The organism is Microbacterium sp. WCS2018Hpa-23 (assembly GCF_031843845.1).
Taxonomy (GTDB): Bacteria; Actinomycetota; Actinomycetes; order Actinomycetales; family Microbacteriaceae; genus Microbacterium.
In genome coordinates this window covers 130,831-145,381 of record NZ_JAVTIZ010000003.1, presented here as the reverse complement: position 1 = coordinate 145,381, position 14,551 = coordinate 130,831, and the positions used below count along the sequence as shown (strand labels likewise).

The 14,551-nt window shown below is 69.3% G+C and carries 14 protein-coding genes and 1 pseudogene; 7 read left to right on the top strand and 8 right to left on the bottom strand.

From position 1 onward, the window contains the following. Nucleotides 1-23 precede the first annotated feature (23 nt). From RQG77_RS06170 to RQG77_RS06160, 3 genes are all read right to left on the bottom strand, one after another. Nucleotides 24-2,009, bottom strand: a complete 1,986-nt coding sequence (locus tag RQG77_RS06170) for a BCCT family transporter (RefSeq protein ID WP_311243950.1) — start codon at nucleotides 2,007-2,009, stop codon at nucleotides 24-26. 280 nt (nucleotides 2,010-2,289) lie between these two features. Then, on the bottom strand, nucleotides 2,290-3,975 hold the full coding sequence (locus tag RQG77_RS06165) for an AarF/UbiB family protein (protein WP_311243949.1): 1,686 nt from the start codon (nucleotides 3,973-3,975) through the stop codon (nucleotides 2,290-2,292). Between the two features lie 24 nt (nucleotides 3,976-3,999). After that, a complete protein-coding gene (locus RQG77_RS06160) occupies nucleotides 4,000-4,632 on the bottom strand; it encodes a PadR family transcriptional regulator (protein WP_311243948.1) in 633 nt (210 codons plus the stop codon). Between the two features lie 228 nt (nucleotides 4,633-4,860). Here RQG77_RS06160 and RQG77_RS06155 point away from each other — a divergent pair, with 228 nt between their 5' ends. The 4 genes and pseudogenes from RQG77_RS06155 (at nucleotide 4,861) to RQG77_RS06140 (ending at nucleotide 8,079) form a co-directional block, all read left to right on the top strand. After that, nucleotides 4,861-5,238, top strand: a complete 378-nt coding sequence (locus tag RQG77_RS06155; protein ID WP_311243947.1) for a YciI family protein — start codon at nucleotides 4,861-4,863, stop codon at nucleotides 5,236-5,238. Beyond that, nucleotides 5,235-5,411 (top strand): annotated as a pseudogene (locus RQG77_RS06150) (RNA polymerase subunit sigma-70); the annotation flags it as partial. The gene RQG77_RS06155 and the pseudogene RQG77_RS06150, both read left to right, overlap by 4 nt. A 190-nt stretch (nucleotides 5,412-5,601) precedes the next feature. After that, nucleotides 5,602-6,420, top strand: a complete 819-nt coding sequence (locus tag RQG77_RS06145) for a DUF6596 domain-containing protein (RefSeq protein WP_311243946.1) — start codon at nucleotides 5,602-5,604, stop codon at nucleotides 6,418-6,420. A 72-nt stretch (nucleotides 6,421-6,492) separates the two neighbouring features. Continuing rightward, entirely contained in the window at nucleotides 6,493-8,079 is a 1,587-nt protein-coding gene (locus tag RQG77_RS06140; protein ID WP_311243945.1) for a glycosyltransferase family A protein, read from the top strand. An 18-nt stretch (nucleotides 8,080-8,097) separates the two neighbouring features. On the opposite strand, the gene map is transcribed toward RQG77_RS06140, so the two are convergent. Beyond that, nucleotides 8,098-8,868, bottom strand: coding sequence for a type I methionyl aminopeptidase (map, locus tag RQG77_RS06135; RefSeq protein ID WP_311243944.1), 771 nt, complete (start codon nucleotides 8,866-8,868; stop codon nucleotides 8,098-8,100). A gap of 78 nt (nucleotides 8,869-8,946) precedes the next feature. Between map and RQG77_RS06130 the strand changes: the two genes are divergently transcribed. Beyond that, complete coding sequence (locus RQG77_RS06130) at nucleotides 8,947-9,225, top strand: helix-turn-helix transcriptional regulator (RefSeq protein WP_311244168.1); 279 nt, start codon at nucleotides 8,947-8,949, stop codon at nucleotides 9,223-9,225. A gap of 1 nt (nucleotide 9,226) precedes the next feature. After that, on the top strand, nucleotides 9,227-9,985 hold the full coding sequence (locus RQG77_RS06125; RefSeq protein WP_311243943.1) for an SDR family oxidoreductase: 759 nt from the start codon (nucleotides 9,227-9,229) through the stop codon (nucleotides 9,983-9,985). Between the two features lie 238 nt (nucleotides 9,986-10,223). Here RQG77_RS06125 and RQG77_RS06120 read toward each other — a convergent pair whose 3' ends face one another. Next, a complete protein-coding gene (locus tag RQG77_RS06120) occupies nucleotides 10,224-10,529 on the bottom strand; it encodes a transcriptional regulator (protein WP_311243942.1) in 306 nt (101 codons plus the stop codon). A gap of 115 nt (nucleotides 10,530-10,644) precedes the next feature. Here RQG77_RS06120 and RQG77_RS06115 point away from each other — a divergent pair, with 115 nt between their 5' ends. After that, nucleotides 10,645-11,862 (top strand): MFS transporter, encoded by a 1,218-nt coding sequence (locus RQG77_RS06115; protein ID WP_311243941.1) that lies wholly within the window; start codon nucleotides 10,645-10,647, stop codon nucleotides 11,860-11,862. Nucleotides 11,863-11,895: 33 nt separating this feature from the next. Here the strand turns inward: RQG77_RS06115 and panB are convergent, their stop codons facing one another. Genes panB through RQG77_RS06100 form a run of 3 tightly spaced genes read right to left on the bottom strand, consistent with a single transcriptional unit; the run spans nucleotide 11,896 to nucleotide 14,410 of the window. Then, nucleotides 11,896-12,783, bottom strand: coding sequence for a 3-methyl-2-oxobutanoate hydroxymethyltransferase (gene panB, locus RQG77_RS06110; RefSeq protein WP_311243940.1), 888 nt, complete (start codon nucleotides 12,781-12,783; stop codon nucleotides 11,896-11,898). Beyond that, complete coding sequence (gene panC / locus RQG77_RS06105) at nucleotides 12,780-13,622, bottom strand: pantoate--beta-alanine ligase (protein ID WP_311243939.1); 843 nt, start codon at nucleotides 13,620-13,622, stop codon at nucleotides 12,780-12,782. Before panC ends, panB begins: the two co-directional genes overlap by 4 nt. Beyond that, nucleotides 13,619-14,410 carry a DUF2520 domain-containing protein gene (locus RQG77_RS06100; protein ID WP_311243938.1) on the bottom strand — a complete coding sequence of 264 codons (792 nt, stop codon included), beginning with the start codon at nucleotides 14,408-14,410 and terminating at the stop codon, nucleotides 13,619-13,621. The genes panC and RQG77_RS06100 overlap by 4 nt, the downstream gene beginning before the upstream one ends. Nucleotides 14,411-14,551 lie beyond the last annotated feature (141 nt).

Below are 14,551 nucleotides of genomic sequence, written 5' to 3'. Positions count from 1 at the left end.
CGGGGCCACTTATGCACCCGGCGTCAAGAAGGGCGCTCGGCGAGTCCCGCAGGGTCGGCGCCGGGATCCGCACCGGGATCCGCCCCGGCATCCGCATCCGCATCCGCAGCCGCGATCGCCCCGGCATCCGGGATGATGTCGATCGCCTCGGTCGCGGTCGCGTAGACCTCGGCGAGGCTGTCGTCGACGTCGGCTTCGTCGATCCAGGCGAGGTCGTCCTCGGAGTGGTCGTACTCCACCGGCACGAGGGCGAAGTCGTCGCCGTACTCCTCGAGCCCCGCCATGACACTGTGGCGCACGGCCATGCGGGCATACCGGTCGCGCAGGATCAGCGGATCGCGCCGGAGGTCCTTCATGAACGCGACCATCATGAACGCCATGATCACCGCGAACGGCAGTGCGGCGATGATCGTGACGTTCTGCAGCGATTTGAGCCCGCTGCCCTCCTCGCCGGTGACGAGCAGCACGGCGGCGATCACTCCGACCAGCACACCCCAGACCACGGCGACCCAGCGCGAAGGCTCGGGGCGCCCCTGCTGCGACAGCGTGCCCATCACGAGGGATGCGGAATCCGCCCCGGTGATGAAGAAGATCGCGATCAACAGGATCAGCACGATGCTGGTGATCAGCGGGAACGGCAGGTTTTCAAGCACGCCGAAGAGCACTTCCTCGGGGGGATCGACCGTGAGGTTCGCGCCGTTCATCTGCTGCTGGATCGCCGTGGTCCCGAAGATCGCGAACCAGATGAGCGAGATGACCGCGGGCACGACGATGACGACCGACACGAACTGGCGGAGCGTGCGGCCGCGCGAGATCTTGGCGATGAACATGCCGACGAACGGCGACCACGAGATCCACCATGCCCAGTAGAAGATCGTCCAGCTCGAGAGGAACATCTGCGCCTCGTCGCCCTGCGAGGCCGATCGGGCGACCATCTCGGGCAGGTCGCCGAGGAACTGCACGGCGACCGAGGGGATGACGTTGAGGATCAGCAGCGTCGGACCCACGAAGAAGACGAAGAAGGCGAGCAGCAGCGCGACGACCGCATTGATGTTCGACAGCGCGCGGATGCCCTTCGAGACGCCCGACACGGCGGATGCGATGAAGCACGCGGTGAGCACGGCGATCGCGGCGATGAGGATGCCGTTGCCGAGCTCTCCGATTCCCGCGACGATCTCGACGCCGTGGCCGATCTGCAGGGCGCCGAGGCCGAGAGAGGCGGCGGTGCCGAACAGCGTGACGATGATCGAGAAGATGTCGATCGTGCGGCCGAGGGGTCCGGTCGTGCGGCCCTCTCCGAGCAGCGGGGCGAAGATCGACGAGATCAGCGGGGTGCGACCGCGACGGAAGGCACCGTAGGCGATCGCGCCACCGACGAGCGCGTAGAACGCCCAGGCCTGCGGACCCCAGTGGTAGAGCACCTGTGCCTGCGCGGTGTGCATCGCGTCGAGAGTGTTGGCCTCGACGGTGCCGGGCGGCGGGTTCTCGAAGAAGGTGAGCGGCTCGGCAGCGCCCCAGAAGACGAGACCGATGCCCATTCCTGCCGCGAACAGCATCGAGATCCACGAGAACATCGAGAACTCGGGCTCTTCGTCGTCGCGGCCGAGGGGGATGCGTCCGTAGCGACTGAAGCCGACGAACAGCATGAAGACGAGGATGACGGTGGCGATCGTCGTGAAGAAGAAGCCGAAGTACTCCACGACCCAGGCGAGCACGGTCGAGGTCGTGCCCGAGAGGTTGTCACCCGCGAACACGCCCCACGCGATGAACGCGACGGTCAGCGCGACGGCGAGGCCGAACACCAGCGGATCGGTGCGGTAGGTGCGGCCGGTCTCTTCGACCGAGACCCCGGGCACGAGCGCCGGATGCACGCCACGAGGCGGCACGGCAGCGATGTCCCGGACGATCTTCTGGGCGGTCTCGGTGGCCTTCGCGGCCTGCCTGATCGCGGCGGTCGTGGTCTTCGGAGCGTCGTTCCTCGGGGGCGTCTTATCGTCCGGAGTGTCCATGGGAACCCATTCTCCCATGCCGGCATTCTGCGGCCGGGACGGGAAAACCCAGATCACTCGGTCGATCCGCGGCGCGGCGGGGCCGCACACGCCGGGCGGATGCCGGATGCTCTGGGTTTTCAGGGCGTGTCAGCGCGTGCCCGCAACCGTCAGCGCGAGCAGTCCGGGCGCCTCAGCGCGAGCGCCGGGGTAGCGTCAGCGCGAGCGGCGGGGCCGCACACGCCGGGCGGATGCCGGATGCTCTGGGTTCTCCGGGCGCGTCAGCTCGTGCCCGCAAACGTCAGCGCGAGCGACGCCCGCCGAAGACCGCGTGCAACAGGGGCAGGGCCGAGACGCAGAGGAGGGTGATGCCCAGCGGCGGGATCGAGGGCACGAGCAGCGCTCCGCCGACGAGCATCGCGGCGAACAGCACCCCGGATCCGATGCGGCGCGCGATGCCCTCGAGCCGGTCGAGGCGACGCTCGAGGCGCGAGGTGTCGAAAGAGACGTTGCCGTCGTCGACGCGGGTGATGATCGCGTCGATCCGCTTGGGAAGGCGGTAGGTGACGGCGGCGGTCTCCATGGCCTGCTGCGCCATGTCCTGCATGAGGTTGCCCGACTCGTCGCGCAGCAGCCGCCCGGCGTAGGGCTCGGCGGCATCCCACACGTTGAAGGTGGGGTCGAGGCTCGAGCACATGCCCGAGGTCAGCGAGACCGCGCGGATCAGCAGCAGCATGTTCTCGGGAAGCTGCAGGGGGAGCGAGCGCACCATGTCGCCGAACTCGTCGGCGAAGTCCGTGAACTCCTTCGGGTCGACCTTGCTCAGCTCGGCGAAGCCCATGCCGCCGAAGCGGGCGAAGAGCGCCCGCAGAGCGCGTTCGAGCTCGGCGGTGTCGGCCGACGGCAGCAGCACGCCGACCTCCTGCGCAGCGGCCACGAGACCCTTGCTGTCGCGGCCGGCGACCGCGATGAGCAGCGTGCGCAGTCCGTCGCGAAGGCTCGCCGGAACCTCGGCCATCATCCCGAAGTCGATGAAGGTGAGCCGGAAGTTGCGGCCGGTGGTTGCCGGCTCCGGCGTCACGAAGATGTTGCCGGGGTGCGGGTCGGCGTGCACGAAGCTGTGCGTGAACACCTGGTCGAACATGACCTCGGCGAACACGTCGGCGACCTCCGACGGATCGATGTCCGCTGCGCGCAGAGCATCCGTGTCGTTGATCTTGATGGCAGTGACGTCCGACAGCGTGAGCACGCGGCGGGTCGAACGCTCCCAGACGATCTCGGGGGCGCTGACGCGCGCATCCTCGGCGAAGTTCTCGCGGAACCGCTCGGCGCTGGCCGCCTCGTGCAGGTAGTCGATCTCCTCGAGGCTCGTCTGCGCGAACTCCTCGACGAGACCGGGGGCGTCGACGCGGTCGGCGACCAGCCGCACGCGCGTCAGCCACCGGGCCACGCGGCGGAGCGCGGCGAGGTCGACCGCGACGATCTCGTCGATGCCGGGGCGCTGCACCTTGACGACCACGTTGCCGAGTCCGGTGTCGACGGCATCCTGGGCTGCGAGACGGGCGCGATGCGCCTGCCCCAGGGATGCCGCGGCCACCGGCGTCTCGTCGAACCAGGCGTAGGCCTGTTCCAGCGGCATGCCGAGCTCGGCCTCGGCGGCAGCGCGGATGCCGGAGAACGGCACGGACGGGACCTCGTCCTGCAGTCCCTCGAGCTCTTTGGTGATCTCGGGCGGCAGCACGTCGAGGCGCGACGACATGAACTGGCCGACCTTGATCATGAGGCCGCCGAGCTCGACGGCGAGCACGTGGAAGCGCTTCGCGAAGCGCTGCATGCGCGGCGCACGGGTGCGCTCCGAGACGGAACTCAGACCGAACTTCGGCAGGACGAGCTCGAACCACCAGATCTTGAGGAATTCACGCGCCGCGAAGGAGAGGATGCGGCGGTACCGGGCACGATGGGCGCCCTGCGCCGCAGCATCCGTCATGTGTCGTCCCTGGGTCGTGTGCGATCAGTCCTGAGCGAGGATCGAGTACAGCCTACGGCGGGCGTCATCGAGGATCTCGATCGCCGCCTGCACCTGCTCAGGCGATCCGCTGCGGCCCACCTGCGCGGCTGCCGCTGCGAGGTCGACGCCCGCCTTGGGCAGAGCCGTGAAGCGGGGATCGTTGCGGTGACCGTCCTTCGTCGAGCTCGACTCCCAGGGTGCCGGTGCCTCGGTGGTCTCGGTCGCGACCGCACGACCGGCCTCGGTGAGCGAGTACGTCTTGCGACCGTTCTGCTCTTCGGCCTCGATCAGGCCCTCGTCGGCGAGCAGCTGCAGCGTCGGGTAGACCGAGCCTGCGCTCGGCTTCCACGAGCCGCCACTGCGCTCGGCGATCTCGTTGATGATCTGGTAGCCGTGCATCGGCTTCTCGGCGAGGAGCGAGAGCACCGCGGCGCGAACGTCGCCCTTGGCCATGCGGGTGCCGCCGCTGGGGCGCTGCTCGAACGACTTGCGCAGCTGGTCGAGTGCGTCGAAGAGGGTGCCGGCCGGTCCGCTGGCTCCGCCGAAGCCGCCGGATCCGAAGATGCCGCCCAGCGGGTTGTCGGTGTTGCCTGCGCCGTTGCCTGCGCCGGTGCCGAAGGGGAATGCGTTGTTCATGGTGACCTCCCGGAAGTGGTGAGCGATAGTCAACGATATATCGTTAAGGCTGAGTGGTGGGTGGGAGTTTTCGTTCGAATCGCTCACTTGGCTCGATTTCACGGCTTTTATCGGCCAAGTGCGCGATTCGAAACCGGGTGGGAGATTTCTTCGGCGGATGTGTCGATCGGCCGATCGCTCGATCGTCATCCCTCTGTACGCTGACCGTCGAACAGCGAGGAAGAGACCATGCGCTACACACTGCTGTTGCACTACGAAGAGCTCGACGCCGAGACTCTGGGGGCCGAGGCCCTCGAACAGGGGCAGGCCGCGTTCGCGAGCTATGCCGCCACCCTGCAGTCGGCCGGGGTGCTGATCTCCGCCGAGGTCCTGCAGCCGTCAACCGTCAGCACCACGGTGCGGGTGCGCGACGGAGAGCTGCAGGTGCAGGACGGCCCGTTCGCCGACACCAAGGAGCATCTCGGCGGGACGGTCGTGATCGACGTCGCCGATCTCGACGCGGCGATCGGGTTCGCCCGACAGGCGCCTCCGGCATTCTGGGGCACGGTCGAGGTCCGGCCCGGCGCCGTCTTCACCGTCGACGGCGTCTGGATGCCGAACCGATGATCCCCGAGGAGGTCCGGGCCGCCGCCGAGAGCGCGGCGCGGACCTCCTATGGCCGGCTCGTCGCGCTGCTCGCTGCCCGCTCGGGTGACCTCGCGCTCGCGGAGGACTCCCTGTCGGGAGCGTTCGAAGAGGCATTACGACGCTGGCCGGATGCCGGGGTGCCCGACAACCCGGAAGGGTGGCTGTTGACCGTGGCCAGGAACAGACTGCGCGACGTGTGGAAGTCGGCTGCGGCGAGAGCATCCGCTCCTCTCGACGAGGAGAGCGCACGCGACGATCCGTTCGCCGAGCACGATCCGCTGGCGATCGGCGACAAGCGGCTCGAGCTGCTGTTCGTGCGCGCATCCGGCTATCGACCCGGCGGTGCGCGCTCCGCTGATGCTGCAGGCCGTGCTCGGCTTCGACTCGGCCGACATCGCCCGCGCGTTCGCGGTGCCGCCCGCAGCGATGGCGCAGCGACTGGTGCGGGCGAAGAGGCGCATCAAGGACGCCCGCATCCCGTTCGCGATTCCCGAGCGGGGAGCGATGCCCGAGCGGCTGCCCGCTGTGCTCGAAGCCGTGTACGGGTGCGCCGCGCTGACGTGGAGAGGAGACAGCGATTCGCTCGCGGGCGAGGCGCAGTATCTCGCCGCGACCCTCGCCGGGCTGCTCGAGGACGAGCCCGAGGCGTGGGGTCTCGCGGCTCTCGCGACGCTGACGTTGGCGCGGCGATCGCGGGAGTTCGTGCCGCTGGACGAGCAGGATCCCGGGTCGTGGGATGCCGCACTGATCGCCGAGGGCGAGGCGTATCTGCGGCGAGCGCAGCCTGCGGACGCGCCGGGGAGGTTCCAGCTGGAGGCGGCGATCCAGGCGGTGCATTGCGACCGTCGCCGAACGGGCCGCACCGACTGGGAGGCGCTGCGGATGCTGTACTCCGCGCTGCTCGCGGTCGCACCGACTCTCGGAGCCCGGGTGGCGGCCGCCGTGGTGACGGCGCGCATCGAGGGGCCCGAGTCGGGACTCGACGCGCTTCCGCCGGATGCCGAGGGATTCCAGCCCTACTGGGCGGCGAGAGCGGAGTTGCTCGCGGAGGCAGGCCGGGATGCGAGGGATGCGTACGCGAGGGCGATCGCACTCGCCGACGATCAGGATGTCCGGGATTTTCTGCGTTCTCGCGCGGAGGCGCACGGACGGAGCCGCTGACTCTCCTGCACGCATTCGCGCCTGAGCGCAAGCCCCGTGCGCCCCATAGCTCTCGGTGTTTGACTGCCGTCGATGTCGAATTCCCCTGCCGTTCAGCCCGCGTCCACCTCGATCCGAGTGAGCGTGGTCGTTCCCGTGTTCAAGCCGGGTGCGGCATTCGACGAACTCATCGCCTCACTCGACGCGCAGACGCTCGATCACTCACGCTTCGAGGTGCTGCTGTGCGACGACGGATCGGGCAAGGCGACCGCGGCACGGCTGGTCGAGGTCGCCCGCGATCGGGATTACATGCATGTGGCGTTCCTGCCGCATTCCGGGTGGCCGGGCACGCCCCGCAACCACGGGATCGACGAGGCGCGAGGCACGTACATCCAGTTCGTCGATCAGGATGACTGGCTCTACCCCGGTGCGCTCGAGGCGCTATGCGACTACGCCGACCAGCACGGCTCCGACGTCGTGGTCGGCAAGGAGGTCGGGATCGGGCGCCGACTGCCGAGCCGGATCTTCCGTCGCGATGTGCCCCAGGCGCGGCTCGGCGAGGATCCGCTGCTCGAGATGCTCACGCCGCACAAGATGTTCCGCACGTCGTTCCTGCGCGACAATCGCATCCGCTTCCCCGAGGGCAAGGTGCGCCTCGAGGATCATCTGTTCGTCATGCGCGCATACTTCGAGGCGTCGACGATCTCGATCCTCGCGAGCCAGCCCTGCTACGCGTGGGTGAAGCACGCGGGCAGTGCGAGCTCGTCGCGGATCGATCCGGAGTCGTACTTCCCGCATCTCGAGGCCGTGCTCGACCTGGTCGAGCGGTACACGGAACCCGGGCGACTGCGCGATCGGCTGCTGCGGCACTGGTTCCGCGGCAAGATCCTGAAGCGGCTGACGGGCAAGAAGTTCCTCGCGTACCCCGACGAGTACCGCGAGCGGCTGCTCGATGTGGTCGGGCCGCTCGCGCAGCGTCGGTTCGGACCGGGCGTCGACGGAGGCCTGTCATTTCCGAATCGGATCAGGGCCGCGCTGCTGCGGGCCGACCGCCGTGCGGATCTCGTGACGTTCGCGCGGTTCGAGGTCGAGACGACCTGCCGCGCCGTCGTGACGTCGGCGCGGTGGTCACGGGGTGGCGGGCTGTATCTGACGGTCGCCGTGTCGATCACCCGCGATGGGCAGGATGCTCTCGTCGTCGAGCCCGGCACCGGCGTGCTGACCTCGCTCCCCGTGGCGATGGACGGCCTGCCCACCGGCCTGCTCGAAGCCGGCCGCGAGCTGCAGAACGACCGGGTCGAACTGGTGCTGCGCGACAAGGCTGCGGGGGTCGAGCGCCGCGTAGCGCGCGTGAAGCCTCGGAATCTCGGCGCGGTCGCTCTCGCGATCGATCCACTGAAGGTCTTCGGGCCCGACGACGAGTCGCGCGGCGCGAGGCTGTTCGTGACTGTGCGGCGGGCCGGGTGGACCTTCGACGTTCCCCTCACGGCGGATGCCGCGACGCTCGCCGCCGCCGGACATTCACCGCTGCTCGCCGGTCGCACCTGCACTCCGGTCGCAGGGCATGGCGGCGCGGTCGAACTGCGGCGGCAGTGGCCCGGCGGACGGTTGAAGGACCTGGCCGGACGCGCGGTGCGTCGGGTGCGTGGTGGTTCGAGGGGTGCGTCGCGCACGACGTGAGCGTGTGCCGACTCGTCGTCAGCGCGGGAGCGTGAGGATCTCCGCTCCGTCTTCCGTGATCGCGATCGTGTGCTCGGTGTGGGCGGTGCGGCAGCCGGTGGCGCTGCGCAGAGTCCAGCCGTCGGCGTCGGTGATCAGCTCGTCCGTATCGGCCATCACCCATGGCTCGAGAGCGAGCAGCAGGCCGGGGCGCAGCTTGTAGCCACGACCGGGGCGTCCGTCGTTCGCGACGTGCGGATCCTGGTGCATGGTCGAGCCGATGCCGTGGCCGCCGAACTCGAGGTTGATCGGGTATCCCGCGTTGCTGAGCACCGTGCCGATCGCGTGCGAGAGGTCGCCGATGCGGGCACCGGGACGGGCGACGGCGATGGCCGCGGCGAGCGCGCGCTCGGTCACGTCGATCAGCGCGAGGTCGGCGGATGCCCGGGTGGTTCCCACCACGAAGCTGATGGCGGCATCGGCCGAGATCCCCCGCAGTGTGACGGCGAGGTCGAGCGTGAGCAGGTCACCGTCGGCGAGGGCGTAGTCGTGCGGCATCCCGTGCAGCACCGCGTCGTTCACAGCGGTGCAGACGTAGTGGCCGAAGGGTCCGCGGCCGAACGACGGGGCGTAGTCGACGTAGCAGGACTCGGCACCGGCATCCTCGATCATCTGCTTGGTCCAGCGGTCGAGGTCGAGCAGGTTCACGCCGACCCTCGTGCGCTCTTTCAGCGACCGCAGGATGCTGCCGACGAGCGCGCCGGCATCCCTCGCCCTGGCCAGTTCGTCGCTCGTGAGGATCTCGATCATGGTGCTCTCCGCATCCGGGTCGCTGTGGTTCCAATAACTATCCCGGTAATACTATCCCGGTATTAGAATGGGCACATGATGGTTCGGATGCCGTTGACCCCCGCCGAGGTCGAACGAGGCGAGCGTCTCGGCGCGCTGCTGCGGCGAGCGCGTGGCGAGCGGTCGATGCTGAGCGTCGCTCTCGACGCCGGAGTCTCGCCCGAGACCCTGCGCAAGATCGAGTCGGGTCGCGTGGCGACTCCCGCGTTCTCGACGATCGCGGCGATCGCGGGCGTGCTGCACCTCTCGCTCGATTCGGTGTGGGCGGAGATCGAGCCGCCGGTGCGCACGATCGGACGAGCGCAGGTCGCGTCCTGAGATGGCGAATGCACTGATCACGGGCAGTTCGCGCGGAATCGGCCGCGCTGTCGCCCAGGCGTTCGCGCGCAGAGGCGATCGGGTCGTCGTGCACTACGGCCGGGATCGCGCCGCTGCCGAGGCGACACTCGCCTCGCTCGACGGTTCGGGGCATGCTCTCGTGGGCGGCGACCTGGATGATCCGGCTGAGGCGCAGCGCGTGGTCGAGGAGGCCATCGCCGCGCTGGGCTCGCTCGAGATCCTGGTGAACAACGCGGCGGTCGCGCCGAGTGCGGCGAATGAGCATCGCGTCGACTCGACGTCGTACGCCGAGTGGCAGGCCGCGTGGTCTGCGATGGTCTCGGTGAACCTGCTCGGAGCGTCGAACGTGACGATGCTCGTGGCGCAGCACATGATCGAGCGCGGCGCGGGCGGAGCGATCGTCAACGTCGGCTCACGCGGTGCATTCCGCGGCGAGGCCGATCACCCCGCGTACGCCGCGACGAAGGCGGGGCTGCAGGCGTTCGGCCAGTCAATGGCCCTGGTTCTCGCCCCTCACGGGATCTCGGTCACGTCGGTCGCACCCGGGATGGTTTCGACCGAGCGCCAGTCGGCGAAGCTCGATGGCGAGCAGGGCGACAGCATCCGCGGGCAGAGTCCGTTCGGTCGCGTGGGCACTCCCGAAGAGGTGGCGGATGCCGTCGCCTACCTCACCTCGCCCGCTGCCGCATGGGCGTCGGGCACGGTGCTCGACCTCAACGGGGCGTCGTACTTCCGCTGAGCTTCGGGCGCGTCCCGTCGCCGGGGCATCCCCTCCCGGGAGAGTCGTCTCGCGAGAGTCGGCCCTCACACCCGCACGCCCCGCCTTCACCCCGCGCACAGCCCACAGCCCCGGGAGGAGAACTGCGCCTGGGGAGGAGGTTTTTCGAGAATCTCTCCTCCCGAGAGGCGGTCCTCCTCCCCTGTGGCGAGCTCGCCCCGAGAATCCGGCACTCCGACCCCGTGCGCCCCTTCGCGTCCTAGGCGCGCAGCACCGAGTCCAGCAGCCCCGGGAAGAGCGAGTCGAGATCGTCACGGCGCAGCGTCAGCATCCGTCGCCGTCCGTTGGGCTCGTTGCGGATGACGCCCGCTTCGCGCAGCACCTTCATGAAGTGCGACTTGGTCGACTTGGGGAGGTTCGGGTCGGTCGCGTGGCACGCGGCCATGTCGAGCGGGCCGTCGGCGAGCTGTCGAGCGATGGCCAGGCGCTCGGGGTCACTGAGCGCGAAGAGCACGTCGGTGAGCTGGATCTCGGAACGATCCGGATGCGGGAGGTCGCCTGGCATGGTTCGAGAATAGTTGAACAATCGCGGGAAGGCGAGTACGCTCCGATAGTTCGATGATTCTCGAACCTAACTCGTTCGAGACCTCGGACTCGACCCCAGACCCGCGGGAGCACAGATGACCACCACTTCGCCGATCGCAACCACCGCGTCGACGGCGAAGCCGATCCGCCGCCCGCGCTTCGGCTTCGCGCTGGCGATCGTCACGCAGATCGCGATGATGATGGGTGCGAGCGCGCCGTCGCCGTTCTATCCGGTGCTCGCGGCCGAGATCGGGTTCGACGCGATCGTGATCAGCGCCGTGTTCGCCGTGTACGCGATCGCCCTGCTGCTTGCGCTGCTCACCGCGGGGTCGCTCTCCGACCATGTCGGGCGACGCCCTGTCGCGATCGGCGGACTCCTCCTACTCGCCGTGAGCATGCTGCTCTTCTGGCATGCAGACACCGTCGCGACGCTCATGCTCGCGCGCATCCTGCAGGGTGCGGCGAGTGGTGTGCTCATCGCTGCACTCTCGGCCGCAGCGCTCGACCTCGCTCCCGGCGGACGGTCGAGGGTCGCCGCCCTGTGGAACGCCCTCAGCCCCGGCATCGGCCTCGCTCTCGGCGCGCTGATCTCGGGCATCGCTCTCGATCTGACCGGCGAGCCGCTGCTCGACGTGTTCGCACCGCTGACCGTCGTCTACATCGTGCTCGCCGCGCTCTTCTTCCTCGCGCCCGAGACCGCACCGCTGCGACCGGGAGCACTCGCGTCGCTGAGCTTCCGCCTGTCGGTGCCGGCCGGCATCCGCTCGGACTTCTGGCGAGGCGCGCCCGCGATCATCGCCGGATGGGCGACCGGTGGACTCTTCCTCTCACTCGGCGCGAACATCGTGCGCACCGAGCTCGGCGGCGAGGCGCACGTCTGGCAAGGGCTCGCGGTCGCGATGCTCGCGGGAGTCGGCGCGATCACCGCGTTCGCGTTCCGCAACCGCACGCCGCGCACGTCGGTGATCTTCGGCACCGCGGCGCTCGCGACGGGAACCGCTCTCTCGCTCTGGGCCCTCTCAGCCGAGTCGCTCCCCTTCTATCTCGCCGCGACCGCCATCACCGGCATGGGATTCGGCACCGCCTTCTCGGGGGTCGTCGGCTCGCTCGCACCGCGCATCCCCGCGACCGACCGCGCCGACACGTTCGCCGTGATCTACCTGCTCGCCTACCTCGCGTTCGGAGTGCCCGCAGTGGTCGCCGGAACGCTGGTCGGGGTGTTCGGGCTCGGAGTCGTGTGCGTCGGATACGGGGTCGCGGTCATCGTGCTCGCGCTCGTCGCGCTGGTGCTGCGGGTGCGCCGGGCGGAGTAGGCGCTCCCGCGGGATGCCGGACGCCGTCGCGACCTACCGCCCCGCGAGCAGCTCCCGCAGTCGCGCGGCCTCAGCCTCGGGCATCCCGTATCCGTGCTCGGGCGCGGGGTACACGCCGTCGCGTACCTCGTCGGCATACGCCTGCACTCCGGCGACCGACACTCCCCGCACATCGGCATAGCGCTTGACGAACTTGGCGACGCCGCCGGCGTAGATGCCGAGCAGGTCGTGGAAGACGAGCAGGTCGTGGAAGACGAGCACCTGGCCGTCGGCATCCGCTCCCGCGCCGATGCCGATCAACGGAATGCGCAGCAGGGGCGCGAGGGCCGCGGTGACCTCCGACGGCACGGCTTCGATGACGAGCACCGAGACTCCGGCATCCTGCAGCGCGAGGGCGTCTTCGATCACGGCGAGCGCGGCATCGGCGGTGCGTCCCTGGGCGCGGTATCCGCCGAGGGAGGTCGCGGTCTGCGGGGTGAGTCCGACGTGTCCGACTACGGGGATGCCGGCATTCACCAGCGCGCGGGCACGGTCGACCGTCGTGCCGCCGCGCTCGATCTTGATGAGGTCGACGCCGGCCTCCTTGATGAAGCGCTGGGCGGTCGCGAGGGCGAGTTCGTCCGACGCCTCATACGAGCCGAAGGGCAGGTCGCCGACGAGCAGCGGCTTCTCGAGTCCACGGCGCACGGCCTTCGTGAGCATGAGCATCTCGTCGATCGTGACGGGCACGGTGCTGTCGTAGCCGAGCACGGTCATCGCGGCCGAGTCGCCGACGAGCACCATGTCGACCCCGGCCTCCTCGACGATCTGCGCGCTCGGATAGTCATACGCGGTGACCATGACGATGGGCTCGCCGGACTGCTTCTTCGCGGCCAGACCACCCAGGGTCAGGCGTTTGGTCGGTGCGGCGTGGGCGCTCATCGGGCGACCCCTCTCAGCAGGTGGTTGTCGATCAGTCGGGCGGCGCCGACGCGGGCGGCGACGAGCAGCAGCGCGTCACGGTCGACGACCGTGACTGGTTGCAGGGTCTCGGCATCCCGAAGTTCCAGGTACTCGACAGCGATTCCCGCCTCGTCTAGAACAGCCTGAGCTCCAGACAGGATGCTCTCCCCCGATCGGTGCGCCGCGTCGGCGGCGTCGAGGGCGCGGTTGAGCGCGGTCGCCTGGGCGCGAGCATCCGCGTCGAGGTAGACGTTGCGCGAACTCATGGCGAGGCCGTCGGGCTCGCGGACGATCGGGCAGGCCTCGATGCGCACGTCGAGGTTCAGGTCGCGCACGACGCGGCGGACGACGAGCACCTGCTGCGCATCCTTCTGTCCGAAGTAGGCGACGTCGGGCTGCACGATGCCGAACAGCTTGGTGACGACGGTGGCGACGCCGTCGAAGTGGTGGGGTCCGCGGCTCGCGCCGTCGAGCACCTCGGTGATGCCCGCGACGTGGATGTTCGTGGCGAAGCCGTCGGGATAGATCTCGGCGGGCTCGGGTGCGAACAGGATGTCGATGCCCGCGGACTCGGCGAGCGCAGCGTCGCGGGCCTCGTCGCGCGGATAGCTGCTGAGGTCTTCGTTCGCGGCGAACTGGGTCGGGTTGACGAAGAGCGAGACGACGACGAGGTCGTTCTGCTCGCGTGCGGCACGCATGAGCGAGAGGTGCCCCTCGTGGAAGGCGCCCATGGTCGGCACGAGTCCGACGGACCGGCCCGCTGCCTTGGCGTCGCGGACCGCGGCTCGCACCTCGGCGATCGTGCCGAGGATTCTCATGCCTCGGGCTCCTCGGGGGTGGCGGCGTGATCGGCGGTCGTGTCGGCAGTCGCGTCAGGGGTGGTTGCATGTGGCGCGCGCCCGGCGACCGCACGGGTGGCGGTGGCGAGCGCGTCGAAGAGGTCTTGGTAGTCGACGGATGCTGCGCGCTGCCGCGCCACGGTCGCTTCGTCGCCGCGCGCGATCGGCCCGGTGAGAGCGGCCACAGCACCGGAGGCCGCCCAGTTGTCGACCGTCTGCCGCACGAGCGGTGCGAGGTGCGCGCGGTCGACGCCGGCGTCCTTCGCGAGGTGTTCGGCCGCGTCGAGCACGGTGAGCACGAAGTTCGAGGCGAAGGATGCGGCGGCGTGATACTCCGCGCGGTGGGCGTCGTCGACGCGGAACGGGTTCGCGCCCAGCGCCCGCGTGAGTTGCTCGGCCACCTCGAGTGCCTCGGGTGTGCGGCCGTCGATGGCGACGCCGATTCCGCGGAAGACCTCGGGAGTCTCGGTTCCGGTGAAGGTCTGCAGCGGGTGGAGGCTGAAGTCGACGTCGGCGAGAGGCGTCGCACCCGAGACATGCGCGACGAGCCGCGCGTGCGGTCGAACCGCGAACGCCACGGCGGGGATGGCGGAATCGGGAACGCAGAGCAGTGCGATGTCGGCATCCGGAGCTCGGTCTTCGCGGCGCAGGGGTCCGATGACGACGAAGCCCGCTGCCCGCAGGGCCCGTGCGAGTACGCCGCCGAGACGGCCGGCGCCGACGATGGCGATGGTCGTTTCAGGGGCGAGAGCAGGGGTGCTGTGCATGTCGATTCCCCGGCCGAGACGGTCGGCGCGGATGGGATGAGTATCCGCCCGAGACGGGGTGCGCGCAAAATCTGGGAGCAGAGTGCACATCATTCGATGCCACTTGATGCGTTTACTGCCTCTCTTTATCGAAAATGGCTG

Excerpts from the sequence above, each read along its gene's own strand:
- RQG77_RS06165 (WP_311243949.1), bottom strand. The coding sequence starts at position 3,975 with ATGACGGATGCTGCGGCGCAGGGCGCCCATCGTGCCCGGTACCGCCGC.
- RQG77_RS06130 (WP_311244168.1), top strand. The coding sequence starts at position 8,947 with ATGGTTCGGATGCCGTTGACCCCCGCCGAGGTCGAACGAGGCGAGCGT.
- RQG77_RS06120 (WP_311243942.1), bottom strand. The coding sequence starts at position 10,529 with ATGCCAGGCGACCTCCCGCATCCGGATCGTTCCGAGATCCAGCTCACC.
- RQG77_RS06115 (WP_311243941.1), top strand. The coding sequence starts at position 10,645 with ATGACCACCACTTCGCCGATCGCAACCACCGCGTCGACGGCGAAGCCG.
- map (WP_311243944.1), bottom strand. The coding sequence starts at position 8,868 with ATGATCGAGATCCTCACGAGCGACGAACTGGCCAGGGCGAGGGATGCC.
- panC (WP_311243939.1), bottom strand. The coding sequence starts at position 13,622 with ATGAGAATCCTCGGCACGATCGCCGAGGTGCGAGCCGCGGTCCGCGAC.
- panB (WP_311243940.1), bottom strand. The coding sequence starts at position 12,783 with ATGAGCGCCCACGCCGCACCGACCAAACGCCTGACCCTGGGTGGTCTG.
- RQG77_RS06170 (WP_311243950.1), bottom strand. The coding sequence starts at position 2,009 with ATGGACACTCCGGACGATAAGACGCCCCCGAGGAACGACGCTCCGAAG.
- RQG77_RS06155 (WP_311243947.1), top strand. The coding sequence starts at position 4,861 with ATGCGCTACACACTGCTGTTGCACTACGAAGAGCTCGACGCCGAGACT.
- RQG77_RS06160 (WP_311243948.1), bottom strand. The coding sequence starts at position 4,632 with ATGAACAACGCATTCCCCTTCGGCACCGGCGCAGGCAACGGCGCAGGC.
- RQG77_RS06100 (WP_311243938.1), bottom strand. The coding sequence starts at position 14,410 with ATGCACAGCACCCCTGCTCTCGCCCCTGAAACGACCATCGCCATCGTC.
- RQG77_RS06125 (WP_311243943.1), top strand. The coding sequence starts at position 9,227 with ATGGCGAATGCACTGATCACGGGCAGTTCGCGCGGAATCGGCCGCGCT.
- RQG77_RS06140 (WP_311243945.1), top strand. The coding sequence starts at position 6,493 with ATGTCGAATTCCCCTGCCGTTCAGCCCGCGTCCACCTCGATCCGAGTG.